Raw genomic sequence first — 24,330 nt, forward strand, 5'->3', positions numbered from 1 at the left:
ATTTATTCCACAGGGCGCAGGCTGCTTTTCCAGCGCAAAAACGCTTGCTGAAAAACCGCATTGAGCTGTTGTTGCAGTGCAGGCTGCCACGTTACTTGATACAAATCGGCTTCGTTTTGCAAATCCAGTTCGGCAAAATAATCCGCCATAAATTGCCCGTAGCCTTCGTCTTCATCTTCATAATAAAACTGGGTAAAACGATTGCCCAGCGCATTAAAACACGTTTCGTCCAAGCCGCCGTTGAGCTGCTGCAACACAAAATCCGCGCCCGATATCAAACCAGCCTGCACATCGGCAAAATGGGGCAGGGCAGCCGCCGAATTGCTGTGTAAGTTTTGCGAAATCGCCCACGCAAAATAATAACCCATGTGTTGCGCAGCTTGCTCGGGCGTGATGTGTGGCGCGCCTTCGGTGTGAAAAGAAATGTGGTCGTACATTATTTAAATCCCAAATAATTCATGGCGATGTGTTTACACCAGCCTTTGATGCTGCGAATGATAATGCTGGACAACTTGGGTTGCAAAAAATTGGCTTTTTCTACCCGAATGGTGCTGATCAACTGTTCCAAATCTTCCAGCACAAAAGTAGGGCGAGCGTGCAGCACTTTTACACCGCAATGTTGCTCAAAATATAGCCAATCATCGGCTGGGACGCATGGTTTTTGCGTGATGTTGAGCAGCTTTTCCGCGCCTTTTTTAGTAATCACATAAGCCACTGCGCCACAGCCATATTGTTCCCAAGGCGTGCCAAATTGAATCGTTTGTTCGGGCAGTTGCAATGTTGCACGTTTTTTAATTGGAATACGGCGATGATAATACGGCAATTGATGTTCCAGCGTTTTTACATAACCCAAAATCAAAATATCAAAATCATATTGAGCAGCAATTTTGCGTAGATTTTCGGGCAACAACAAAGCTTTTGGTGATTGCAAAAAACGGGCATCGTCTTCCAAAATAAACGCATAATCTAGCTGTTTATTTATCATTTCTTGATAAATTTGATGATGACTCAAAGCACACCCCAGCTCGCCCTTGCTTAACCAACGCTGTTTTTTGGGCTTTTTATGTTTTGGCAGAACGCTTAAATGTTCAATATCCGTTTGCGTGGCTTGGCGCATATCCACCGCATCAAAAAATGCGGCATTGAGTTGATAACGCTCGGCTTGCGCTTTCATGTGCGCTCGGCGTTGGGTTTCGCTGGCTAGGGAGATGATATAGGTAGAAATCATGGTTTAAGCATTTCTAAAATAGACTGCACATTTTGGCTGATTTGCTCTGCGCTAAAATCTGCTGCACGTTGCGTTGCTTTTTGTTGATATTGAGCAAGCTGTTCGGCATCATTTAATAAAGAGATAACTGCTTTTTGAAACATTTGCTGATTGTGCATAGGAATCAATTTGCCATACTCGCTTTGTTTACCCAATATATCTGCCACGCCAGTTGGACAATCCATTGCCACAACAGGCGTTCCACAAGCCATACTTTCCAGCAAAACCGTTGGCAAACCTTCGCGCGTGGAAGTGTGCAAAAATAAAGTTGCCGCTTTAAAAAAAGGATAAGGATTATCTAAATTGCCTAAAAGCAAGCAATCTTGGCTTAAATTTAAGCTATCAATTTTATGTTGTAATTCATTTTTCAAACTACCGTCGCCTGCAATGTACAGTTTGTGCTGAATAGAATGATTGCTTTTTAATGCAGCATAAATATCAATTAATTCAAACAAGTTTTTAACAGATTCAAGTCTTGCAGCTTGAAAAAGGAAAGGTTGTTGCAACAACGCTTGATGCGTGTTTGAAACAGGCAACGCTGCTTGTTTTTGAATGTTGTCCAGCGCAATCGGATTGTGCAAACAAAACAATTTATGTTCAGGCAAGTCAATATTTTCTTGAATTTGCTGACGCATCGCATCGCAAATCGCAACAACACCCGTATGCTGAGAAAAAATAGCAGTAAATCGTCGCTTTTGTTTATTTGACAAAATGGGTTCCTTGGATAAAGCCAAATGTACCCAACGCAAAGTTGGTGGAAAATGCGGTTGCAAGAATTTTGGCATACGCATTATATCGTCCAAACAATCACTAAAATCAATGACTAAATTGTAATTGACAACACGCGAAGCCAAATAATCGCGATAGTTTTTTTGCTTAATAATGCGTTGCCATTCATAAGCGATTCTATTGGCTAAATTATCTTTGCGATGCTGCTTTTTCCACTCTTTTGCAGCAGTTTGTTGAGCATTGGCAAAATAATCTATTTTGATGTGCTGGGGGATTTGTTCCAGCAGCGCACATTGATTATTAAAGTCATATTTTAAGGATAAATCAACTTGATGCCCAAGTTGAGTAAAAATATGCAGATAATCAATCAATACGCGCTCAATGCCGCCTGTTATTAGCCATTTGTGTAAGATTAAAATTTTCATTTTCGGGATATTGCGGTTGGAATTATAAATTCCAGAAATTGAAATTTAATTGCTATGAAAGGCTACCTGCAAACAAGTAGCCTTTTGTGAAAAATTATTTTTCAGTGTTATAAATTTTTTCCCAGAAAGCACGAGAAGTTAATTCATCTTTTTTACTTAAATAATCTGCTTTTGCTGTATCAAATTTTTCATCAATCAAACGTAATGCAGCAAAATAATCTTTATAAGCCTGAATTAAACGTTGCCTATCAAACGTTGCGACATAGCCTGTGCGTGTTGCTTCGTGTTCGTAATAAACTTGTCTATAACGATAAATATCAGTCAAATTTGCACCGAAATGTTTAGGTTGAAAAATGATCCCTTTTTTCATAAAACGTTCAGGTAGCAACAAATAATTTAATGTTAATTGACGAATAATACGACGTAATTCGTGTTTTCTCTTTTTAACAGGAGTTGGGTATCTTAATTTAGGGTAATCTATGCGATTGATAGGTTGTATTTTTTCATCTTGTGGTAGCTGTGCTAGTTTTGCACGAGCATGACTGGCTGTCATATCATGAACAAAAGTCTGTGTTCCTGCTAAAAAGTCTTCTAAAGCTAAAATAATTGCTTTAGCTGAAGAATAATTATAAGAATGAATGCAATTAAAATACCATTGTTTAAATACTTTACGAATTTTGGATTTACTATAATCTGAATCTTGTAAAATTGTAGAAACACATGACCCTCTAAATCCCAGATAACGTGTCCATAATCCCTCTTTAATAAAAAAATCTTCCGCCCAAACATTAATCCCATTTAGAGTTGTAATATTAAATTCATTCATAAAGCCGAATGAAACATCATCACCGCGAACAAAGAAAGGAAATGGGTAAAACTTAATATCTTTTATCTTAAAGGCAAATAACCACCAACCACCATAATTAGGTTTAACATCACTAATCTCAGCCAATAAAACATCATGAGCATTACGTGTATCTAAACCATGGCAGATAGATTGATAAGATAATCTAGAAAACACAGCTCCTTTTTCATGAATTTTATACGGTTCTGATTCTTGTAATTGCGCCCCTGCTACGGCAAATCTCTCAGTTGTTGCATACTGCAACAGCGCATAAGCACGACGAATGCTTTCAATTTCACAAGACGCATCATCGTCCATAAATAAGCAGTGCGTATAGCTTTTTTCATCTTCCAAATACATCAAACCACGAGTAAAACCACCAGAGCCACCCAAGTTTTGATTTGGAATAACAATCGCGTGTTTGGCTTCTTCTTGTGTGATGTTTTGTGAGTTATCTACAACAATCAGACTAATTTTATCTTTGTAATAAGGGTCTTGCAGCAAATCATTAGATACGCGGTCAATCGCAGGTAAAACGTAATGTTTACGGTTGAAGTGCGTAATCACAATGCCTAATTTTACAGGATTCTGCGGTTCTAAATCAGTGTGATAAAAACCACGGTTTACATAAGCATTATCTGTTAATGAAATCAATTCAAAAAACAGCATGCCTTCTGTGTGGTCGTTCAAATCTGCGAAATCAATGTCCGTGCCTGATTCATTTAATTGAATGGTTAATTCATTTAAATGTTTCATGTCTTCGTGCAACTTGTGGCGGCGGATTTTGATTAAAAACTCGCCATGACCGAATAAACGCAATTTAATTTGGCGGATATTGGTTTGGTTTTTCCAAGTTTGAATGGTAAACGAGTTGAAAAAGGTATCAAAAACGCAACCAGCTCCTTTTTGTAGGAAACGGATTTCTCTTTCATTTCGGAATGCTTGCGTACCACCCCAATAACGAACGTATAAATCATCGGGGGCTTGAATGTCTAGATTTGGGAAAACGAGATTTTGGATAATATTCATGATTGTTTAATATTTTGAAATGATAAATATTTCAGACAGCCTTTTGCAGGCTGCCTGAAATGCGGAAAAATTAAGAAAAATAAAACGGTTTAATTTCCTGCTTATTGGCAATATCTGCCAACACGCCTTGCGCTGTTTTAAGTGCTTCCGCAATGGTTACGTCCATATCCAAGTAGCGATAAGTACCTAAACGTCCTACAAAGCTTACGCCTTTTGCTTGGTTGGCAACAGTTTCATATTGCGATAACAAGGCTTGGTCTTCTGCTAATCGGATTGGGTAGTAAGGAATATCGCCATCTTCGCAAGTTCGGCTGTATTCTTTGTAGCACAAGGTTTTTTCGTGCTGTTCCCAAGGCGAGAAGTGTTTGTGTTCGGTAATGCGTGTGAACGGCACAGTTTCATCGCAATAGTTAATTACAGCATTACCTTGGAAATCGCCTTCATCGCGGAATGTTTCAAAATCCAATGTGCGATAACCTAATTTTCCGAATTGGTGTTTGAACCACAAATCCAATGGTGCAGACCAGAAAACATGGTCGTATTCAGATTGCATATCTTCGCTGTATGGCGTGTTCAATTTTACGGTAATGTTTTCGTGATTCAAAATATTGTCCACGATTTCGGTATAGCCATTTTTGGGCATACCTTGGAATTTGTGAGCAAAATAGTTGTCATCATAATTAAAACGCACTGGCAAGCGTTTCAAAATGCTAGCAGGCAATTTGGTTGGCGATACGCCCCATTGTTTGGCGGTATAACCTTTGAAGAAGGCTTGATACAGGTCTTTGCCAACAAATTTCATGGCTTGTTCTTCAAAAGTTTGCGGTTCGGCAATGGTTTGGTCAGATTGCTCGGTAATCCATGCTTTGGCTTCTTTTGGCGAGAATGTTTTGCCGTAGAATTGGTTAATCGTGTGTAGATTAACTGGTAATGAATATACCTGACCTCCGCTTACTGCTTTAACGCGGTTGGTATAAGGCATAAATTCGCCAAATTGCTGCAAATAATTCCATACAGTTTCGTTATCGGTGTGGAAAATGTGTGGTCCGTAGATATGAACCATTACACCTGTTTCGGCATCGCGTTCGGTGCGGCAGTTGCCTGCGGTGTGGGCGCGTTGGTCAATGACGGTTACTTTATGCCCTGCTTGAGCCAATTCTCTTGCGATAACAGCGCAGGAAAAACCTGCTCCGACACATAAAAAATTCATGTTTTTATTCCCAGTTATGTTTGTACCCGTTGAACAGGCACATGTTTTATTTTGTATTTATTTTGATTGTGTACAATCCATGCGGTAAATAATCGTTCTGCTAAAAAGCCGAAAACTCTTTGGTTATAGCTATCGTATTGGGAACAGTCAATTTTCTTTTCTGCTTCAAACAAAATATCAAATAGCCATTCGCAATAATCATTGATTATTTCTTTTTTACCGATAAACATATTATAAGGGTAAAGAATGCAATTTTGTTCAACTTTTGCAATAGTGAGGGAATATTGTGGTGCTTTTTCTTCTGCGATTTGTTTGACGATATGCCAATCTTGAATATGATGATTTTGATTATAATTATCATAAATCGAAGTGTCTAAATCAACACCAGCTGGGACGATTAAATCTGCTTGAGAGTTTTGCCATAGTTGCTGAATCTCATCAGAAGTGAGTATGGTATGGCGAGAGGTTTGTTGCTTCGGAACGAGTCCTAATAAATAAGCGAGTTGATTGATTCTTCTTTGAACTATGTTTCGCTTTTTTGCAAAATATCTACGGTAATGCACCAAGCCTATCACAGGAGTATGGACATTTTTCCATAAGAAATATAGTGCGGTTAATTCACAGAAATAGGGGTTTTTATCGGCTATATTATCTAATTGATTTTCGCGTAAATAGCCTAGATTTTCTGGCTGATTACCTAATTGCAATGGCACAAATACATGACCTTCTGGTCGCTGAAATGATTTATGTGTTGCAATAAAAACCGCTATTTCTGTTGGAATTTCGCTTAATTGGAACATTGATTAACTTCCAAAATATTGATAAATTTAGTTTTATTATTCTATCAAATTGCAGGCTGCTTTTCACGAAGCAGCCTGCAATTTTTATATTTATTCAGACAACAACGCAATATCCGCCACCGCATTCATCAAACTTGCCAATAAATTCAACAAATTCAAACGGTTTTGTTTTACAGCCGCGTCTTCCGCCATCACCATCACGCCATCAAAAAACGCATCAACCTGCGGTTTAATCGCCGCCAATTCGGTTAAGGCAGCCTGAAAATTGCCACGTTTTGCCGCGTCCGCCACTTTGGGCTGTAAATCTTGCGCCGCCGCAAACAAGGCTTTTTCTTCGTCTTGCGCGAACAAGCTCGCGTTCACATCGCCTAATTGCGCGTCCGCTTTTTTCAGCAGATTTTGCACGCGCTTATTCGCTGCTGCCAACGCTGCCGACTCAGGTAATTGTTTAAATTGCTCAACGGCTTGCAATTTTGCCGCCAAATCATTCAAACGGTCAGGGCGTTGCGCCAACACCGCCGCCACCACGTCTTGCAAATAATCATTCTGCAACAACACCGCCAAACGCGCTTGCATAAAATCAGCGATTTCTGCAACTGTTTTCGCCTTGTCCTCCAACACATTCGCAGGGAATTGGTCAGCAACCGTATTCAGCAAATCATTGATAGACAAAGGATAATTCATCAACATACGCAACACGCCCAACGCCGCACGGCGCAACGCATACGGATCTTTGTCGCCAGTCGGAATCAAGCCAATGCCCCAAATGCCCACCAAAGTTTCCAATTTATCCGCCAATGCCACCGCCGTGCCAATCGCATTTTCAGGCAGCGCGTCGCCCGCAAAACGCGGCTGATAGTGCTGTTCAATCGCCAACGCAATTTCAGGCTGCTCGCCGTCCAACTGCGCGTAATATTTACCCATCGTGCCTTGCAATTCAGGAAATTCGCCCACCATTTCCGTAACCAAATCCGCTTTTGCCAAACGCGCTGCACGTTCTGCCGCCGCTTTGTCTGCGCCTAATGCGCTGGCGATGTGCGCCGCAATCGTTTGCAAACGCTCAACGCGCTCGGCTTGCGAACCAATTTTATTGTGATAAACCACGCTCGCCAATTTCGGCAAACGGCTTTCCAAAGTCGCTTTTTGGTCTTGCTTGTAGAAAAATTCCGCGTCCGACAAACGCGCGCGCAACACGCGCTCATTGCCGTGAATAATGTGGCCCGGGTCGGCAGCCTGCAAGTTGGACACCAACAAAAAGCGGTTCATCAACTTGCCTTGCGCGTCCAACAATGGGAAATATTTTTGATTTTGCTGCATGGTTAAAATCAGGCATTCTTGCGGCACAGCCAAGAAATGCGCTTCAAAACCAGCCTGCAAAACAACAGGATATTCCACCAACGCCGTTACTTCGTCCAACAAACTTTCATCAGCCGCCACAGTCGCTTTCAGGCTGCCTGCTTGTTCGTTTAAAGCTGCCTGAATCGCGTTTTTGCGTTCTGCGAAATTGGCGATGACCTTTCCTTGTTCGGCTAATTGTTTTGCATAATCATCGGCTTGCGCGAATACGATTTCGCCTTGCGACAAGAAACGATGTCCCAACGTAAAATTGCGGCTGGCCAAGCCCAACACGTTCACAGGCAACACGTCCGCGCCGTGCATCGCCACCAAACCATGCACAGGGCGCACAAACGTATGCGTGCTGCTACCCCAACGCATCACTTTTGGGATTGGCAATTTTTTCACGGCAGCATTGACGATTTCGCCCAATAAATCGGCAAGTGTTTGACCTGTTTGGGTAAATTCGTGCGCGTAAATATCTTGTTTGCCGTCATTTATCACTTTCAGGCTGCCGACTTCCACGCCACACGAACGCGCAAAACCTGCAATCGCTTTTTCATTCGCGCTCACGGCAGGACCTTTTTTGACAACGTGTTGGTCGGCTTGCACGGCTTTGACATTCGCCACTTGCACCGCCAAACGGCGCGGTGAAGCATATGGCGTGAATTGGGTTTCGCCGTCAATCAGTTGCGCTTTTCCCAAGCCTTCTACGATGGATTGGGCGAAGTGGTTGCCAAGATTGTTTAGGGCTTTTGGGGGGAGTTCTTCGGTTAATAATTCAATTAATAAGGTTTGGTTTACCATGTTAAAGCAATCTTTCTATTATTTAGACTTAATTAAAGGGGCTGTCCTAGATAACTAGGGAAATTCAAATTAAGTTAGAATTATCCCTATGAGAAAAAGTCGTCTAAGTCAGTACAAAAAAAATAAACTCATTGAGCTATTTGTCGCAGGCGTAACTGCAAGAACAGCAGCAGAGTTAGTAGGTGTTAATAAAAACACCACTGTCTATTACTTTCATCGTTTACGATTACTTATCTATCAAAATAGTCCGCATTTAGAAATGTTTGATGGCGAAGTAGAAGCAGATGAAAGTTATTTTGGCGGACAACGTAAAGGTAAACGCGGTCGCGGGGCTGCTGGAAAAGTCGCTGTATTCGGGCTTTTGAAGCGAAATGGCAAGATTTATACGGTTACTGTATCGAATACTCAAACCGCTACTTTATTGCCTATAATCCGTGAACAAGTTAAACCTGACAGCATTGTTTATACGGATTGTTATCGCAGCTATGATATATTAGATGTGAGCGACAAAGCCATTTTAGCTTCGCTGAAACTTCGTTTTCGTATCAATCACAGCACACATTTTGCTGAACGACAAAATCATATTAACGGAATTGAGAATTTTTGGAACCAAGCAAAACGTCATTTACGCAAGTTTAACGGCATTCCCAAAGAGCATTTTGAGCTGTATTTAAAGGCGTGCGAATGGCGTTTTAACAACAGTGAGATAAAAGTTCAAATTCCCATTTTAAAACAGTTAGTAAAATCGAGTTTATCCTAGTTATCTAGGACAGCCCCTAATTATTATTTTCTTATTTTTCAGGCTGCATTTAGTGAATGCAGCCTGAAAGTTTATTTGTGTAATTTGGGCATATTTTGCAAAGCTGCATAATAACCATTTTTAGTTAATAGCTCTTGATGTGTGCCTTGTTCAATAATCTTTCCTTCGTCCATCACCACAATTCTATCGGCATTTTCAATTGTGGTCAGGCGATGGGCAACAATAATGCTGGTTCTGCCGTTCATTAGGCGTTCCAACGCTTGTTGAACCAAATGCTCGGATTCGTTATCTAATGCGCTGGTGGCTTCATCAAGCAGTAAAATAGGCGCGTCTTTCAAAATAGCACGAGCAATGGATACGCGTTGGCGTTGCCCGCCTGATAATTGACTGCCGTTTGCGCCGATTGGTTGATTTAAGCCTAGCGGAGAATTATCTACTAAATCTTTCAAGTTAGCCGCTTCTAATGCTGCCATTACTTCTTCTTCTGTGGCTGTAGGGCGGCTATAACGCACATTGGCCATTAAGGTGCCGTCAAACAAGAAAACATCCTGCGAAACTAAGGCAAATTGGCTGCGCAAATTATCTAATTTTAGCTCGTTGATATTCACATCATCAATTAAAACGCTGCCTGAAATGGGTTCTACAAAGCGTGGCAACAAATTTACTGCTGTGGTTTTGCCGCTGCCTGAGCGTCCAACTAATGCAACGCGTTCGCCAGCTTTAATATCAAGATTGAAATTATCTAATGCTTTTTTGCCATCTTTATTGTATTGCACATTAATATTTTTAAATTTTAGACTGCCTGAAATATTGTGTAATTGTTTCGTACCTGTGTCTTTTTCAGATTCAGTATCTAAAAAGCCACAAACGCTATCTGAAGCTAAAAACATAGTTTGCATTGGAATGCTGATATTAGCTAAGTTTTTGATTGGTGATAACATTTGCAGCATAGCCACGATAAATGCCATAAATTCACCAATAGTTGTTGTTCCTTGTTTACTTTGCCATAGAGCAATAAAAATCACAATAGCTAATGCAGCAGATGCAATTAGTTCACTAAATGGCGAGCGTGCCGCAGTGGCTTGCGTGATTTTTTTACTTAGGCGAACAATAGTATTAATCACAGCGTTAAAACTAGATTCTGCTTGTTTTTGTCCATTAAATAATTTTACAACATGATGTCCTTGGTGAGTTTCATTAACCACGTTATTTAATGTTCCGATGCTAAGCTGTGCACTATTCAGTACATCTTTTAAACGATTGCGATAATATCTTGATAACCAAGATAAAATAGGGAACATCAGCGCAACAATCAAACTCAACTGCCAGTTTAAATACAGCAGTACACACACCAAGCCAATCACAATCAAAGTATCGCGAATCAGCACAATAAACACATTGCTTGCGCCACTGATTGAAACATCAGCCATTTGCACAACATTCATTAAAACATCGCCCACAGCCGTTTTCTGAAAAAAAACAGACGGCAACGACAACATCTTAGCAAACATATCACGGCGCAACTGACTAATCGCCATCACAGACACCCAAGTCATCAGATAAGTGCTGGCAAAGCGGCAAATACCACGCATAATCACAAGCGACATAAAGAAAACAGGCACAACCCAAACTTTATTTTCTGTCCCCCAAATCAAATAGTTAAATTCATTTTTCAGGTTTTGTAGCGTAGTAAAAATATCATCGCCTACCAATAATTTTGGCGGTTCAGACGGCGGCGCGAAACCTTGGTTTACTAACGGCGCAATAAACGCAGCCAAATAGCTTTCCGTAAACGCCACGCCAGCAATCGCCAAAATCGCCCAAAATAATCTCACTTTGTAGGGTTTGATATAAGCCAGCAATCGCATAAAACTACGCGCATCTTGTTCAGAAAATAGTCCAAAAGTTAATTTTTCAATCATGTTTTAATCGTTATCTGCTTATCAGAAAAGCGTATTTTACTCAATTTTCAGGCTGCCTAAAATCCATTTTTTCATTCTTTTGAAATATAATTTTTTGCTAAATATTTTTGTTTAAAACGCTAGGGGCTATTGACAATTCAAAAAAAGAGGCAAAGGATTTAAGATATTGTTTCCATACAACCATCCTAAACCTTTGCCATGTCCCGAAACACGCTTACAAATGAAACACGGTCGAGACTGTTGCCCATTTTGAAACAGCTTGGCATTTATCGCAAGAAAAATTTACGCAAAACAGTAGAAGGTATCCTGTTTCGCTTACGTACAGGCTGCCAATGGGCTGATATACCTAGTTATTTTGGTAAAGCAAACAGCCTTTACCAAAGTTTCAATCGCTGGTCTAAACGCGGTATTTTTACCAAATTATTTAAACATTTGGCAGATACACCCGATATGGAATGGGTCTTTATGGACGGTAGTCATATCCGTGTTCATCAACACGGCATGGGTAAAAAATCCATTGTGCATCAAGCTGTCGGTAAGAGTATCGGAGGTCATACGTCTAAAATTCATTTAGCGGTTGATGCTTGTGGTAATCCAATTGAATTTATGATTACAGCTGGTAATGTAAATGAGATTGTTGTTGCGCCTGATTTATTGGCACAATTGGACTTAAGTGATAATGAAACCGTGTGTGCTGATAGGGGTTTTGACAGTGATACTTTTCGTCGGTTAATTCATTCTAAACAAAGTAAAGCCAATATTCCATATAAGAAAAGTAGAGAGCATCTTAATGTGGACACAGATTGGTATTTATATAAAATCAGGCACTTGGTAGAAAACGCTTTTGTACGATTAAAGCATTTTCGTGCGCTGGCAACACGGTACGATAAATTAAAACGTAATTATGAAAGTACCGTGTCATTAGCTTGTGCTTTGATTTGGTTAGCCCCTATTTTCAATTAAAAAAATGGCAATGTAGTGTTTTACATTGCCATTGATGCAGCCTGAAATGTTAGGCTGTTTTCTGTTTACTAGCCTCTTGCGCGGCACGATGTCCTTGGTCTATCGCATTTTGCACATACGGCATCCATGCCACATCGCTGTTGGCAAGATAAATATTGCCGACAGATTTTTGCATGGTTTTCGTGGTGCTTTCTGTGGTTTCGTCACTATCAAATAAACCCACTTGCTCATAGCTATAACCGTGTGCCCAACGGTTAATTGTCATGTCGGCTATTGCGTCGTCCACATTTTCGCCAGCTAATGCGTAAATAGGGCGCAGTTGCTCAATCACTTCTTGTTTGAGTGCATCTTGGCTTTGGCTGGCTAATTGTCGGCGACCTGCACGGTATTTGTCTCGTGCGGTTGAATCGTCTAGCGCGGTTCTAATACCAATCATGTGCAGCACAATGGGTTCATCAGGTGTTTGTGGTGCGCGATAGTTACCCATATTTACAGAAAAGTCTAACATCATTCCGCAATAAGGCTGGTCGGGCATATAAAACGCGTAAATGCCTAGTTTTTTAAAGGCATGGGCGTTTTTCAGCGCGACTTTTGTGTAAATCATGGGAATACGTACACCTGATAACATGGCGGTTTTTTGTGCTTCTGGCATCTCTTTAATGAGACGTGCTGCTAATGGCGCAAAACCTGCATAAATACATTTTTTGGCTTGTATGCGATACAAATCTTGTTTGTCTTTTTCCATGCACGCAACCGCTACTCCATCATCTTTGTTCTCCAGTAATAACGCTGTGGTGTTCAGACGAATACGAACGTTATTGGTTGGCAAATCTAGCTGGTCGTACTGGAATTTTGCGGTAACGATGTCTTCCATGGTATCCGCTTTGTCTTGCGTGATATTCGGTATCATTTTGTGAACCAGTAAACGCGCGATGCTGGCGTTGCCATCTGGGAAATGGTAGATATAAGGTTCTGCATCTGGGTCAAAATCGGGTTTTGGTAAGCCCAAATTCTGAACACCAGGGTAGTGGTTTTCTAAGGCTTCGCTCACGGAAATAGCGGAAATGTCGTGTCCCCAATAATCTGAACTGAGGTTTTGTAGATATTTCAGACTGGTTTCAGAGAGTTTGACACGTTCGGCTAGGAACGTTTTATAGCTAGTTGTTTCGGCGTATTTTTGACGCTGACGTTTGCTTTTGCCTTTTAGGTAATCTTGTGGTTTGGTGTAGATTTCGGTTAGTGCGCGTTTGTCTTCTTCTGAAAATGGAAACTTGGCGATGATTTCAGCGTTATCTTTATTTCTGACATCTGTTTGACCAATAATCATAGCGGCTTTACCAAATGTTTTTTCAGCTAGATATGTGCCGCGTTTAAGTTGCCATTTTTCTTTATATAGCGTTTGGTCGAAATACTGATTGAACTTTTTGTAATCAATACCCAGTTCGCGCAATAATTGGCTGGCAACTTCTGAATATTTTGTTTCTGGTGAGTCGATGTTTTCGCTACCGCCATAGGTGATGAGTTGTTTGCCATCAACTGTAAATTCGTTGCGAATGGCGTGTCCGCCAAAATCGGCGTGGTTATCAATGATGAGAATTTTGGCTTGTGGTTGAGCTTTTTGGTAATAGTAAGCTGCCGATAATCCGCTAATGCCTGAACCGACAACCACTAAATCGTATTGCTCACTGATTTTTTCAGGCAGCGTGTAGTTTTTACCACGCAAGGCAACACCGTGCGCGTGATTCTGGCTACCATCATTATCGCCACGCAAGCCTGTTAGAGCAGGAGGGTAATAAGGCCTGTTGCTGATGGTTGTTTCGGCAGGGGCAACGCTAACAGGGCGATAAATGGGTTCTTTGCAGCCGCTGATTAAACTCGCACCTGCTAATACAGCACTGCTGCTTAAAAAGCGACGACGTGTCATTTTATTTTTTTGCGACATGAATATTTCCTTTATTTATAGATAAACGAAAAAGTAGGTATTGCTACCCACTTTAATGATTTCAGGCAGCCTGAAAAATTATTTTTGTTTTAATAATGGAAAGCCCAACGCTTCACGGCTTGCCACAAATTTCTGCGCCACTTGACGGCTCAACACACGAATACGCCCGATATACGTTGCGCGTTCGGTTACGGAAATCGCCCCACGCGCGTCCAACAAGTTAAACGTATGCCCTGCTTTCAACACCAATTCATAGGCTGGCAACGCCAACTGTGCGTCTTCTTGTTCCAACAAGCGTTTGGCTTGCGCTTCAAAACCATTGAATTGACCCAGCAGCCATTCCGTATCGCTGTGTTCAAAATTGTAAGTAGATTGCTCTACTTCGTTTTGATGATACACGTCGCCGTAAGTCAAATTCGTGCCGTCAGGCGTAACCGTCCACACCAAATCATACACATTTTCAACGCCTTGCAAATACATTGCCAAACGCTCAATACCGTAAGTGATTTCGCCCAAAACTGGCGTGCAATCAATCCCACCGACTTGTTGGAAATAGGTAAATTGCGTTACTTCCATGCCGTTCAACCACACTTCCCAGCCCAAGCCCCACGCGCCTAAAGTTGGGTTTTCCCAGTCATCTTCCACAAAACGAATGTCGTGAACGGTTGGGTCAATGCCCAATTCTTTCAGGCTGCCTAAATACAAATCCTGAATGTCATCAGGTGCAGGTTTCAAAGCCACTTGGAATTGATAATAGTGTTGCAAGCGATTTGGGTTATCGCCATAGCGTCCATCTTTTGGGCGGCGGCTGGGTTGCACATAAGCCGCATTCCATGGCTCAGGGCCTAACGCGCGTAAGCAAGTGGCTGGGTGCGATGTGCCTGCGCCCACTTCCATATCAAACGGTTGAATAATCGCGCAACCTTGCGCTGCCCAATAGTGTTGTAATTTAAAGACGATGTCTTGAAAAGTCAGCATGATGTTCTAGTCTATTGTTGTGTTAAATAAAGTTGGCTATTTTACGGTATTTGAATGCAGCCTGAAAGCGTTTCCACAATTTTCAGGCTGCAAAATCTTTGTTAGATTAGTTTAAAATACTGGTAAAATAATGTTAATTTGCGGTATAAAGCAATTTATATTGTTTTTTTGGATTGTTTTTTAAAATTATGGCTTCGGAAAACCGAGAAAATAACCAAACATCGTCTGATTTATCAGACGATTTTTCGGCTACGAAAAATAAGAAATTTCACCTGTGTTGCGTGGTTGTCGTGGCAGGCTTGGGCGCGGCGGCGTTGGTAGGCTTTTCTTACTACGTGGACATGCGCGAACACGACACCGCGCAAGCCGTGCAAACAACAGCGCAAGCACTGCGCGGCGGCGTGATTCCTTCTTCGGAAGCAGAAGCGGCAGACCGCGCACAAATCTCTAGCGATGAACAAACCAAAGGCATGACCGCACCTGCGGACTTTGGTACAGATAACGCTTCAGAGGCTTCTGCGGTTTCAGCTTCGGCAGCGTCTTCAGTGGCTGATGAATTGTTAGCAGATTTGCAGCCTGAAAACGACAACATGAAAACCGTGCTGGAAAAAGACGGCTCGGTGCATTTTTATTTTGCGCCTGAAGAAACTTATATTGCAGACGATTCCATTAGCAGCCTGAAAGACATTTTGGCTGGTGTGAAATCGGGCAAAAAAGTAGAAATTTCAGGTTTTTATGATACGCCAGCCGATTCACATTTAACGCGTGAACGCATGTTGGCAGTGCGCGATTTATTGCTGGCAGAAGGTGTGCCTGAAAGCCAAATCGTGTTGCACGAAGCCAAACCAGTTCAAAAAGAGCAGAAATATCACGTTTCTTTGAATTTACAGTGATTTTCAGGCAGCCTGAAAATTTAGTTTTTAAAAGGGTAACATTATGTTTACAAGGAATATTTTATCTGTAGTGTTAGCAGCTGGTTTGCTGGCTGCTTGTTCGGGGGGCAACGGAGGTGCAAGCGGCAATCAAGCAGCTTCAGCAGCCCCAAGCGCAGCCGCTTCAGTTGATACCAGCAAAACCTATATCGTGGCAACTGACGCATCTTACGCACCAATGGAATACATGGAAAACAACGCCGTAGTGGGTTTTTCACACGATATTTTGGACGCAGCAGCCAAAACCCAAAACGTGAAATTGAATTTCGTGAACACGCCATTTGATGGCTTGTTTGCCAACATCGGCAAAGGCGATAGCGACATTGGTTTGGCAAGTATCACGATTAATGATGAACGCAAACAGCAATTGGACTTTTCAGACCCTTATTTTGCTGCTACGCAAATGATTGTTTTTAATGATAATAACAAAGAAAAAATCAAATCATTTGCTGATTTGAAAGAGCGTTCAGCTTCGGTTCAATCAGGCACTTCAGGCGATTTGATTTTGCAAAAATTGCAAGGCGCAGACAGCCAAAAAATCAAACGCTTTGAAAATATGCCATTGGCGTTTAAAGAACTGGAAAACAGCGGCGTGGACGCAGTGGTGGGCGATAGCGGTGTGATTGCGTATTACGCGAAACAGCACCCAGATGCGAAATTAACCATGATTTTAGACCCAAGTTTCATCAAAGAAGAATACGGTTTCGCATTCCGCAAAGGTCGCAACGATGGCTTGCGTGAAGCGATTAACAAAGGCTTGGCACAAATTAAATCAGACGGCACTTACGACAAAATCCATGTGCAATGGTTTGGTGCACCTGTAACATCAGCGTCTGCACCAGCCGCTTCTGCTGCTAAATAAAAAAACCATTTCAGGCAGCCTGAAAAGTATGTTTTGTGCTTTCAGGCTGCCTGAAGTTTTATTTTGCAGTCTGAAAGGAAAATAATGGCTTTTGTGAGCGAACAAGAATACTTGCAGCATTACACCAATCTTTCCGATGAAAAATACGAATACATCAACGGCGAAATTTGGGCAATGGCAGGAGCGTTGTGAAACCATGCTTTCATCACTGGGAATATTTTGGGTAACTTATACCCAAAGTTTAAAGATAAAAAGTGCAAAGCATTTGTCAGAGATTGGCGCGTCCAATGCAAACACAATTATTACTACCCTGATGTTGTAATTGACTGCGACAGCACACGCAACGAAAACCAAGTAGGTCAGCCCGTTGTGATTTTTGAAGTGCTATCCGAAAGCATACGCGCAGTCGATTTGACGATTAAGCTAAACGGCTACCGCCAAATTTCCACACTAGAAGCCTATATTTTAGTTGAACAAAATCTCCGCACCGTAACCATTTACCGCAGCGAAGACAACTGGAAAGCCGAAACATTCGTGCAAGCCGATGACGTGATAACCTTACCTTGCGTGGACACCACTTTATCGCTTGTCGATATTTATGCCGATGTTGCGTTAGAAATCCCCAAAAAAACCTTTCAGGCAGCCTGAAAACCCGATTTGAAAGAAACCCATGATTAACCCCATTTTTGCCCTTTCTCCTTTAGACGGACGTTACGCCAAATCAGCCGAAGATTTGCGCCCGATTTTTTCAGAATATGGCTTGATGAAAGCGCGTGTTCGCGTGGAATTGGAATGGCTCAAAGCCTTGGCAGCCGAGCCGAAAATCGCCGAAGTACCAGCATTTTCAGGCAGCACGATTGCCGAAATTGACAGCGTGATTCAATCGTTTAATTTAGACAACGCTGCCGAAGTGAAAGCGATTGAAGCTACGACCAATCACGATGTGAAAGCGATTGAATATTGGTTGAAAAAGCGTTTTGAAAACAATGCCGAAGTTCACGTGGTAAACGAATTTATCCATTTTGCCTGCACTTCGGAAGACATCAACAATTTATCTCATGCGTTGATGTTGAAACAAGCACATGAAGACGTGTTATTGCCGAAATTAGCCGAATTTACCGCCAAATTGCAGCAATTAGCGCATGATTTAGCCGAAGTGCCGATGATGTCGCGCACACACGGTCAGCCAGCCACGCCCACGACTTTGGGCAAGGAAATTGCCAATGTGTTGTACCGTTTAAATCGCCAAATCAAGCAGTTAGCGGAACAAGAATTTTTAGGCAAAATCAACGGCGCGGTGGGCAATTACAACGCGCATTTGGTTGCGTATCCCGATGTGGATTGGGAAAACCACAGCAAAAAATTTGTGGAACAATCGCTCGGTTTGACGTTTAATCCGTACACAATCCAAATTGAACCACATGATTATATGGCGGAATTCTTCCAAACGATTAGCCGCATCAACACGATTTTGATTGATTTCAACCGCGATGTATGGGGCTATATTTCGCTGGGCTATTTCAAGCAAAAAGTGAAGGCTGGCGAAGTGGGTTCTTCCACCATGCCGCACAAAGTCAATCCGATTGATTTTGAAAATTCGGAAGGCAATTTAGGCATGGCAAATGCGGTGCTGGGCTTTTTGTCGGAAAAATTGCCTGTGTCGCGTTGGCAGCGTGATTTGACGGATAGTACGGTGCTTCGCAATATGGGCATGGGCGTGGGCTATACCGTTTTGGGTTTGGTCGCGCATTTGCGTGGCTTGAACAAATTGGAAGCTAATCCCGAAAAAATGGCGGCGGATTTGGACGCAACTTGGGAATTATTAGCCGAGCCGATTCAAACAGTTATGCGCCGTTATGCCGTGCCAAACGCTTACGAGCAACTCAAAGATTTAACGCGCGGCAAAGGCGGTATCACTTCAGGCAGCCTGAAAATATTTATCAGCAACCTGAATATTCCCGATGAAGCCAAAGCGGAATTGCTCGCGCTTACGCCTGCACTGTATATCGGCAAGGCGGCGGAACTCGCAAAACATATTTAAGCAGCCTGAAATTGCAATTTCTAGTTCTGAAGATGCTCAAAAAGATTTGCCTGAACGTTTCCAAGTGAAGCAATCTCAATTGGTGATTCGTGATTCGGTTTTTTGGTGCATTGCGTACGTTGGTGGGCAATCAGGCTAAGGTGGTGGCAGATTCTACTGTGTTGCAGTACTACATGGGTAGCTAAACGTTTAAAGATGAGAATGTGAAATTTGTTTCTCAAGAATTGCCTGTAAGCCGTGGGTCTAACTTGGTTTGTGCGGTAAAAAAGGGGAATAAGGAATTGTTGGATAAAATCAATGCGGGTTTGGCGAATGTGAAAAAATCGGGTGAGTATGAGACGATTTTGAAGAAATGGAACCAAGCAGTTCCAAGTGATGTGAGTATTGCGAGTGCGCCTGCTGTGAAATAATGTGAATGCAGCCTGAAAAGTGTTCAGGCTGCATTTTTTTTACGCAAAAAAAGCCGATGTTGCCAGAAGAGCGGCAACATCGGTTTCATTATGGAATGAAAAAGCGCAATTGCATGCAAATTATAGGGAAGTCAATTACGCCAGTTGCTAGGAGTAAGCGAGGGAGATAATACCATGATTGTTCATGTAGATTTATTGCTTAACCTGAAATTTACTTTCTTTGATTTTTTTATTTGATTTTAATCAGTTAAATTTTCAATGTGCAAGCCCATGTTGTTCATGATTTGATACAAAGTGGTGAAATTTTGTTGCTTGAAAAGAGCGTTATTGGGTTGGATTGTGTGAATTTGCACGCGCAGAAAATGGCTCACATTCAGCGCGGCGGTGCTGGCTAGATGATATATGTGAAATTGGGTTTCAGGCTGCTTTTGGATTTGTTGTAGTAAATAGTCTTCAAAAATGAGAGGGGTGTCGATGTATTCCATATTGTCCACGCTGTAATTTTCTCGGGGGTGGGGGAAATATTGGGGGATTTGGTATTTTTGGGCAATGTGTTGCGCAAGGGTGATGTTTTGTTCTGCTTCGGGAAATAGAGGTTGACCGAGCAGAATTTTTTGTGTGTTTTGGCAGCCTGAAAACGGAGTTTGGTTTTCAGGCTGCATTTGCCAGAGTTGTACGGGGATTGTGGGGCTGACAATATTTGGCTGGTTGGGATAAAGGGTGTGGTGTTGGCGGCTGAGTTGGCGCAAATCTTGGGTTTGGTAGTGTATGCCTTGGATTTGGTTGATGATTTTGCGTTTCAGGCTGTGTGGTGGGTTTTGGTAGAGAATGCTGTTGGGGTAGAGGTTGCCTGTGCCGTCATCGAAGGTTTCGAGGACTTGGAAGTTTAGGTGGCTGAGTGGGTATTGGACAATGGGGTTGTCGATGCTGGCGGCGTAAATGGTTTGGTAGGATTTTTCTAGGTTTTTCAGCAGTTTGGGCAGGGCGAACTCGCGCTGAAATCTGCCGTTGGGCATGATTTGGTAGCTGCTATGCTGGCATTGAGCGGCGGTTTGCTGGTAGTAATGGTGGAATTTGGCGTTGTCGGCTTCGGGATAGCAGACCATGAGCAAATCAGCTGGAATAGGGGCGGTTTGGCGAATGAGGGCTTGGGCGATAAGGGCTTGTAATGGGGTGAGGCAGATAAAGAGGTTTTTCATTTTTCAGGCTGCGTGAATGGGAAAAATGGGATTGTATAGTGAAATGAAATAGAAATCCCATATTCTTAGGTCGGATTCAAGAATCCGACCTACAAGGTTAGGAGTTTTTTATTTTATTCAACGATATTCTGGAAATGAAAAGCAGCCTGAAATTGGTTTTCAGGCTGCTTTTTCTATTTTTCAGGCTGCTTTCTGTGCTGTATAAGCAGCCTGAAAACCTGTTTGCACGTCGCCAATGATTTGCCAATCATAAAGCTGACTGAGGGTTTGCGCTTGCATCACTTCGCTGGTTTCTCCGTGGGTGACGACTTTGCCATCTTTCATCAGGGCGACAAAATCACTGTAATGGGCGGCAAGGTTCAAATCGTGCAACACCATGATGATGGTCGGTTTGGGTTCGTTCAGGGCGCGTAGTTGCTGCATGAGAACGTGCTGATGACGAATATCGAGGTGATTGGTAGGTTCGTCCAGCAGCAGAATTTCAGCATTTTGTAACAGGGCGCGGACGATGGCGGCGCGTTGTTTTTCGCCGCCTGATAGGGTGTCGATGCGCTTGTTTATCAGGTGGTCTAGCTCAAATTGTTGCAGCCAGTGGGCGGCGTGTTCTTTGTCTGCGCGATTGGGCTGCTGATGCCATGCGAGTTTGGGATAACACGCCATGAGGACGTATTCGAGCAGTGTCATGGGGAGCTGGAAACTTTCGTGTTGCCCAACCCACGCGCATTTGCCGCATTTTAAGGCAGCCTGAAAAGGTTGGCCGCGCCATTGGGTGTGTTTAGATTGCAAAATTTGTTTGAGCAGGGTGGATTTGCCTGCGCCGTTTGCGCCGATGATGGTGCTGATTTGGTGGTCTGGGAACTGGATTTCGGGCACGTCTAAAATGGTGCGGCTGCCTGAAATAATTTTGCCGTGTTGAAAATGTAGGGTCATGCTTTGTCTCTTTTGTCCATGATGAGCCATAGGAAAAATGGTCCGCCGAGTATGGAAATGACGATGCCAACGGGAAGGTCTATTGGATAGATAATCCAGCGTGAAAACGTGTCGGCAATCAGCACGAACACTGCGCCCCATAAGGCGGCTAGGGCGATTAAACGGCTGCGTCCGCCGCCAATCACGCGGGCTAATACGTTGGGCACCATCATGCCAACAAAGCCGATAATGCCGCCGAGTGATACGGCAGCGCCTGTCATCATGGCTGCGCCGATAATGGTGAGGGTGCGTGTTTTGGCGATGCTGATGCCCATGGTTTGTGCGGCTTCGTCGCCCAAAAGTAAGCAGTCTAGCTGTCTACCGATGGCTAATAAAATCAGCCAGCCGATGAGCATAATGCTGGCGGCGTAACTAAGCGAGATGAATCCTGCTTCGGAAAAACTGCCTGCGAGCCAAGTCATTGCGCTGCGAAGTGCCATGTCGTCTGACATAAATAAAATGAGGCTAACGAGCGAGCTGCAGAGTGCGCTGAGTACGAAGCCTAAAACGAGCAAGCCGTATTTGCCGCCGCCTATCCAGCGATGAACAAGCAAAATCAGCATGCACACGCCAAACGCGCCCAAAAAGGCGGCAAGCGGTACGCCGATGCTGCCCCAGCCCATCGCAATCACGACGACAACGCCAATCGCTGCGCCGCCTGATGTACCGATGAGGCTTGGGTCGGCGAGTGGGTTTTCAAACAGGGCTTGCAGGGCGGCACCGCTTGCGGATAGGGCTGCGCCGACGAGTAGGGAAACGATGATGCGTGGTAGGCGGATTTCGCGCATCACGTCGTCGATGGTGAAGGGGTTTTGCCATGTGCCTTCGCCGATGCCGAGGCAGAAGAGAGCGAGTAATCCAATGGCGAGAATGGGAAGAATGTATTTTGTGAACATGGGTGGAATGTATTTTTATGTTTTTCAGGCTGCTTTTGAATGCGAGAGAATTTTTGCGTAGGGTGCACCATGTGCACCGTTTTTTTTAATGAAATCAAATTTTCAGGCAGCCTGAAAGTTTTGGTGAGCGGGGCGCACCCTACGGTTATGCGTTTTCAGGCTGCCTGAATTTTATTTCGCCAACTGATTCAACTGCTTAATGCTTTCAGGCGTATGCAAGCTATAACGCAAAAAGTGGTCGCCCGTCCAAAAAACGATTTTGCCATTTTTGGCGGCAGGGCTGCCTGAAAGCTCGGGACGCGCAGCTAATTTGCTTGCACCGCCTAGCATGGCTTCGTTGTGTTTGGCGATGATAATGACATCGGGTTTGGCGGCAAGCCACGCTTCGCGCGAGAGCGGTTTCAAGCCTTGCACGGAATCGGCGGCGTTGATGCCACCTGCTAACTTAATCAGCGTGTCGCCCACCGTGCCGCGACCTGAAACGTATCGCCCGTCATAGCTCAGCAGATAGCGTTTGCCTGTGGCTGGTTGTTGTTTGATGGCAGCCTGAAACTGTTTGGTCAATTCGCTGGCTTGGGCTTGTTTGCCAATCAGTGCACCAATGCGGTTAATGCTGGCAGTGTATTCGGCGAGGGTTTCGGTGGGATTGACGTTTTCTGCACGCACGCCGCTTTGTTTCAGGTTTTGGAAAATGGTGTTGGGTGTGGCGACAAAGCTGCCGAGCACCAAATCGGGTTTTTTGGACACAATGGGTTCGGGCGATAGAGTGCGGAAAAAGCCGATGGTGGGCGTTTGGGTGTATTCGGGCAGGTGGTTGTATTCGTGAATCCCGACCACTTCATTCGCTGCACCAAGTTTGGCGACAATTTCGGCGGTGTCGGGGGTGAGGACAACGATGCGTTGCGCGAAGGCGTTGCTGGCGAGAAGGGCTAATAGTAGGGCGGTTTTTTTCATGTTTTTTTCCTTTGTGAATAGATTTTCAGGCTGCCTGAAATTGAGTCAAAATATCTTGAACAAGCTGTTGCCAATCAGCTGGTTCGCTTTCTGCGTCTGCTTGTCTGCCAAATAATTGCAAAACTAATTCGCGTTGGTCGTTGTAGGCTTCAAAGCTGTGCACTATGCCGTTGCTGCCTGGTCGGCGGACAAACCAAAATTGGCTGATGCTTTGGTCTTGTATGTGGCAGGTGAACTGTTCTTCTTGCTGGTCTTGCATGTGTAAGCCGTTGTCTTGGCGTGTGATGTGGTGCACTTTGCCTGTTTGAATTTGCACAATGCCGTTGTTGTTCACAAAAGTCAGCAGGGTGATTTTGCGTTGTGCGCATTGGGTGATGATGGCTTCTAATGCGGCAATGGGTAGGCGCATGGCATCGTTTTGTGGGGCGTATTGCAAACCTTGCAGGCGGTCGATGCCAAACTGAGACAGCACAACGCGAAAGTGGTGGACGTTTTGCAGGGTTTGCCATTCTTGCTGATAGGCAGCGATGGTTTCGGGGGTGAGTGTGTTGAGTGGGGTGGCTGGGTTTTCAGGCTGCGTTTCCCATTCGGGCGTGGTGCTTTGGGTAAATTGCTGACACAGTTGCTGCCATGCTGGGATTTGTTCAGGCTGCGTGAGATAGACTTTTTCGATGGCGTTGCCGTATGTGTCGAAAAATTGGAAGCTGTAGCAATCGTTTTGTTGGTGGGCGATGATGTGTTTCCAGCGGCGCAAAAATAGGCGCAAGTCGAGTCCGCCTAAATTGATGGCGGTGCCCATCATGGGAGACAGGTCTAGGTTGTGATAAATGCCTGTTTTTTGGCTGTAGGCGATGGGGTTGCGAACGGTGCTGGTTAGGTTGCCGAGTGCTTCTAAGCTGAGCAAAAAGGCGTTGATTTCGCTGCCGAGATATTGGCTGTTCGGGTGTTGGGCGAGGTATTGTCCTTCTGTCAGTTGCGCTTGTTTGACTGCCTGAATAATGGATTGTTCTTGGGTTTCGATTAGGGTGTTTGGGGTCATGAAAATGCTTTCTTTTG

At 43.5% G+C, this 24,330-nt stretch carries 23 protein-coding genes; 8 read left to right on the plus strand and 15 right to left on the minus strand.

The features are described from left to right. Positions 1–2: 2 nt before the first annotated feature. The 7 genes from QEO93_RS11200 to glyS form a co-directional block, all read right to left on the minus strand. The gene (locus QEO93_RS11200) at positions 3–437 is read right to left on the minus strand and encodes a DUF7832 domain-containing protein (protein WP_032133553.1); all 435 of its coding nucleotides are present in this window, start codon (positions 435–437) and stop codon (positions 3–5) included. After that, a complete protein-coding gene (locus QEO93_RS11205) occupies positions 437–1,228 on the minus strand; it encodes a glycosyltransferase family 25 protein (RefSeq protein WP_003786865.1) in 792 nt (263 codons plus the stop codon). Before QEO93_RS11205 ends, QEO93_RS11200 begins: the two co-directional genes overlap by 1 nt. Further along, on the minus strand, positions 1,225–2,421 hold the full coding sequence (locus QEO93_RS11210) for a glycosyltransferase (RefSeq protein WP_085815440.1): 1,197 nt from the start codon (positions 2,419–2,421) through the stop codon (positions 1,225–1,227). Before QEO93_RS11210 ends, QEO93_RS11205 begins: the two co-directional genes overlap by 4 nt. Before the next feature lie 94 nt (positions 2,422–2,515). Then, a complete protein-coding gene (locus QEO93_RS11215; RefSeq protein ID WP_085815441.1) occupies positions 2,516–4,294 on the minus strand; it encodes a glycosyltransferase in 1,779 nt (592 codons plus the stop codon). 70 nt (positions 4,295–4,364) lie between these two features. Further along, the gene (gene glf / locus QEO93_RS11220; protein ID WP_032137417.1) at positions 4,365–5,504 is read right to left on the minus strand and encodes a UDP-galactopyranose mutase; all 1,140 of its coding nucleotides are present in this window, start codon (positions 5,502–5,504) and stop codon (positions 4,365–4,367) included. Between the two features lie 14 nt (positions 5,505–5,518). Beyond that, positions 5,519–6,304, minus strand: a complete 786-nt coding sequence (locus QEO93_RS11225; protein ID WP_032137418.1) for a DUF4422 domain-containing protein — start codon at positions 6,302–6,304, stop codon at positions 5,519–5,521. A 90-nt stretch (positions 6,305–6,394) separates the two neighbouring features. Next, positions 6,395–8,446 carry a glycine--tRNA ligase subunit beta gene (gene glyS / locus QEO93_RS11230; protein ID WP_032137419.1) on the minus strand — a complete coding sequence of 684 codons (2,052 nt, stop codon included), beginning with the start codon at positions 8,444–8,446 and terminating at the stop codon, positions 6,395–6,397. A gap of 88 nt (positions 8,447–8,534) precedes the next feature. Here glyS and QEO93_RS11235 point away from each other — a divergent pair, with 88 nt between their 5' ends. Further along, positions 8,535–9,206, plus strand: coding sequence for an IS1595 family transposase (locus QEO93_RS11235; RefSeq protein WP_032137420.1), 672 nt, complete (start codon positions 8,535–8,537; stop codon positions 9,204–9,206). Between the two features lie 71 nt (positions 9,207–9,277). On the opposite strand, the gene msbA is transcribed toward QEO93_RS11235, so the two are convergent. Continuing rightward, entirely contained in the window at positions 9,278–11,128 is a 1,851-nt protein-coding gene (msbA, locus tag QEO93_RS11240; protein WP_032137421.1) for a lipid A export permease/ATP-binding protein MsbA, read from the minus strand. A gap of 198 nt (positions 11,129–11,326) precedes the next feature. Here msbA and QEO93_RS11245 point away from each other — a divergent pair, with 198 nt between their 5' ends. Continuing rightward, positions 11,327–12,091: an IS5 family transposase gene (locus QEO93_RS11245; RefSeq protein WP_284627598.1), complete on the plus strand. Its 765-nt coding sequence runs from the start codon at positions 11,327–11,329 to the stop codon at positions 12,089–12,091. A 49-nt stretch (positions 12,092–12,140) separates the two neighbouring features. On the opposite strand, the gene QEO93_RS11250 is transcribed toward QEO93_RS11245, so the two are convergent. Then, positions 12,141–14,033, minus strand: coding sequence for an NAD(P)-binding protein (locus QEO93_RS11250; RefSeq protein ID WP_032138021.1), 1,893 nt, complete (start codon positions 14,031–14,033; stop codon positions 12,141–12,143). 78 nt (positions 14,034–14,111) lie between these two features. Beyond that, positions 14,112–15,011: a glycine--tRNA ligase subunit alpha gene (gene glyQ / locus QEO93_RS11255; protein WP_032138020.1), complete on the minus strand. Its 900-nt coding sequence runs from the start codon at positions 15,009–15,011 to the stop codon at positions 14,112–14,114. Positions 15,012–15,199: 188 nt separating this feature from the next. Here glyQ and QEO93_RS11260 point away from each other — a divergent pair, with 188 nt between their 5' ends. The 6 genes from QEO93_RS11260 to QEO93_RS11285 all read left to right on the plus strand — a co-directional run bounded on the left by QEO93_RS11260 (position 15,200) and on the right by QEO93_RS11285 (position 19,256). Beyond that, positions 15,200–15,904 carry an OmpA family protein gene (locus tag QEO93_RS11260; protein WP_052368852.1) on the plus strand — a complete coding sequence of 235 codons (705 nt, stop codon included), beginning with the start codon at positions 15,200–15,202 and terminating at the stop codon, positions 15,902–15,904. A 43-nt stretch (positions 15,905–15,947) separates the two neighbouring features. Continuing rightward, the gene (locus tag QEO93_RS11265) at positions 15,948–16,805 is read left to right on the plus strand and encodes a basic amino acid ABC transporter substrate-binding protein (protein WP_032138019.1); all 858 of its coding nucleotides are present in this window, start codon (positions 15,948–15,950) and stop codon (positions 16,803–16,805) included. Between the two features lie 84 nt (positions 16,806–16,889). Beyond that, positions 16,890–16,997: a Uma2 family endonuclease gene (locus tag QEO93_RS11270; protein WP_218775914.1), complete on the plus strand. Its 108-nt coding sequence runs from the start codon at positions 16,890–16,892 to the stop codon at positions 16,995–16,997. A gap of 27 nt (positions 16,998–17,024) precedes the next feature. Continuing rightward, a complete protein-coding gene (locus tag QEO93_RS11275) occupies positions 17,025–17,453 on the plus strand; it encodes a Uma2 family endonuclease (RefSeq protein ID WP_052368850.1) in 429 nt (142 codons plus the stop codon). Between the two features lie 22 nt (positions 17,454–17,475). Further along, the gene (gene purB, locus QEO93_RS11280) at positions 17,476–18,846 is read left to right on the plus strand and encodes an adenylosuccinate lyase (protein WP_085815443.1); all 1,371 of its coding nucleotides are present in this window, start codon (positions 17,476–17,478) and stop codon (positions 18,844–18,846) included. Positions 18,847–19,049: 203 nt separating this feature from the next. Beyond that, entirely contained in the window at positions 19,050–19,256 is a 207-nt protein-coding gene (locus QEO93_RS11285) for a transporter substrate-binding domain-containing protein (RefSeq protein WP_032138017.1), read from the plus strand. A gap of 239 nt (positions 19,257–19,495) precedes the next feature. Here QEO93_RS11285 and QEO93_RS11290 read toward each other — a convergent pair whose 3' ends face one another. The 5 genes from QEO93_RS11290 to QEO93_RS11310 form a co-directional block, all read right to left on the minus strand. Then, positions 19,496–20,455, minus strand: a complete 960-nt coding sequence (locus QEO93_RS11290) for a glycosyltransferase family 52 (RefSeq protein WP_032138016.1) — start codon at positions 20,453–20,455, stop codon at positions 19,496–19,498. A 180-nt stretch (positions 20,456–20,635) separates the two neighbouring features. Continuing rightward, positions 20,636–21,385, minus strand: a complete 750-nt coding sequence (locus tag QEO93_RS11295; protein ID WP_085815444.1) for an ABC transporter ATP-binding protein — start codon at positions 21,383–21,385, stop codon at positions 20,636–20,638. Further along, positions 21,382–22,320 carry a FecCD family ABC transporter permease gene (locus tag QEO93_RS11300; RefSeq protein WP_085815445.1) on the minus strand — a complete coding sequence of 313 codons (939 nt, stop codon included), beginning with the start codon at positions 22,318–22,320 and terminating at the stop codon, positions 21,382–21,384. Before QEO93_RS11300 ends, QEO93_RS11295 begins: the two co-directional genes overlap by 4 nt. A gap of 171 nt (positions 22,321–22,491) precedes the next feature. After that, on the minus strand, positions 22,492–23,274 hold the full coding sequence (locus tag QEO93_RS11305) for a heme/hemin ABC transporter substrate-binding protein (RefSeq protein WP_003791254.1): 783 nt from the start codon (positions 23,272–23,274) through the stop codon (positions 22,492–22,494). Positions 23,275–23,299: 25 nt separating this feature from the next. Next, on the minus strand, positions 23,300–24,313 hold the full coding sequence (locus tag QEO93_RS11310) for a ChuX/HutX family heme-like substrate-binding protein (protein WP_085815446.1): 1,014 nt from the start codon (positions 24,311–24,313) through the stop codon (positions 23,300–23,302). Between the last annotated feature and the right edge of the window lie 17 nt (positions 24,314–24,330).

Origin of the sequence: Kingella negevensis (assembly GCF_030177895.1) — a bacterium.
Classification (GTDB): Bacteria; Pseudomonadota; Gammaproteobacteria; order Burkholderiales; family Neisseriaceae; genus Kingella_C; species Kingella_C negevensis.

Bases quoted from the DNA above. Each gene is read 5' to 3' on its own strand.
- QEO93_RS11200 (WP_032133553.1), bottom strand. From the start codon at position 437: ATGTACGACCACATTTCTTTTCACACCGAAGGCGCGCCACACATCACG.
- QEO93_RS11205 (WP_003786865.1), bottom strand. From the start codon at position 1,228: ATGATTTCTACCTATATCATCTCCCTAGCCAGCGAAACCCAACGCCGA.
- QEO93_RS11210 (WP_085815440.1), bottom strand. From the start codon at position 2,421: ATGAAAATTTTAATCTTACACAAATGGCTAATAACAGGCGGCATTGAG.
- QEO93_RS11215 (WP_085815441.1), bottom strand. From the start codon at position 4,294: ATGAATATTATCCAAAATCTCGTTTTCCCAAATCTAGACATTCAAGCC.
- glf (WP_032137417.1), bottom strand. From the start codon at position 5,504: ATGAATTTTTTATGTGTCGGAGCAGGTTTTTCCTGCGCTGTTATCGCA.
- QEO93_RS11225 (WP_032137418.1), bottom strand. From the start codon at position 6,304: ATGTTCCAATTAAGCGAAATTCCAACAGAAATAGCGGTTTTTATTGCA.
- glyS (WP_032137419.1), bottom strand. From the start codon at position 8,446: ATGGTAAACCAAACCTTATTAATTGAATTATTAACCGAAGAACTCCCC.
- QEO93_RS11235 (WP_032137420.1), top strand. From the start codon at position 8,535: ATGAGAAAAAGTCGTCTAAGTCAGTACAAAAAAAATAAACTCATTGAG.
- msbA (WP_032137421.1), bottom strand. From the start codon at position 11,128: ATGATTGAAAAATTAACTTTTGGACTATTTTCTGAACAAGATGCGCGT.
- QEO93_RS11245 (WP_284627598.1), top strand. From the start codon at position 11,327: ATGTCCCGAAACACGCTTACAAATGAAACACGGTCGAGACTGTTGCCC.
- QEO93_RS11250 (WP_032138021.1), bottom strand. From the start codon at position 14,033: ATGTCGCAAAAAAATAAAATGACACGTCGTCGCTTTTTAAGCAGCAGT.
- glyQ (WP_032138020.1), bottom strand. From the start codon at position 15,011: ATGCTGACTTTTCAAGACATCGTCTTTAAATTACAACACTATTGGGCA.
- QEO93_RS11260 (WP_052368852.1), top strand. From the start codon at position 15,200: ATGGCTTCGGAAAACCGAGAAAATAACCAAACATCGTCTGATTTATCA.
- QEO93_RS11265 (WP_032138019.1), top strand. From the start codon at position 15,948: ATGTTTACAAGGAATATTTTATCTGTAGTGTTAGCAGCTGGTTTGCTG.
- QEO93_RS11270 (WP_218775914.1), top strand. From the start codon at position 16,890: ATGGCTTTTGTGAGCGAACAAGAATACTTGCAGCATTACACCAATCTT.
- purB (WP_085815443.1), top strand. From the start codon at position 17,476: ATGATTAACCCCATTTTTGCCCTTTCTCCTTTAGACGGACGTTACGCC.
- QEO93_RS11290 (WP_032138016.1), bottom strand. From the start codon at position 20,455: ATGAAAAACCTCTTTATCTGCCTCACCCCATTACAAGCCCTTATCGCC.
- QEO93_RS11295 (WP_085815444.1), bottom strand. From the start codon at position 21,385: ATGACCCTACATTTTCAACACGGCAAAATTATTTCAGGCAGCCGCACC.
- QEO93_RS11300 (WP_085815445.1), bottom strand. From the start codon at position 22,320: ATGTTCACAAAATACATTCTTCCCATTCTCGCCATTGGATTACTCGCT.
- QEO93_RS11305 (WP_003791254.1), bottom strand. From the start codon at position 23,274: ATGAAAAAAACCGCCCTACTATTAGCCCTTCTCGCCAGCAACGCCTTC.
- QEO93_RS11310 (WP_085815446.1), bottom strand. From the start codon at position 24,313: ATGACCCCAAACACCCTAATCGAAACCCAAGAACAATCCATTATTCAG.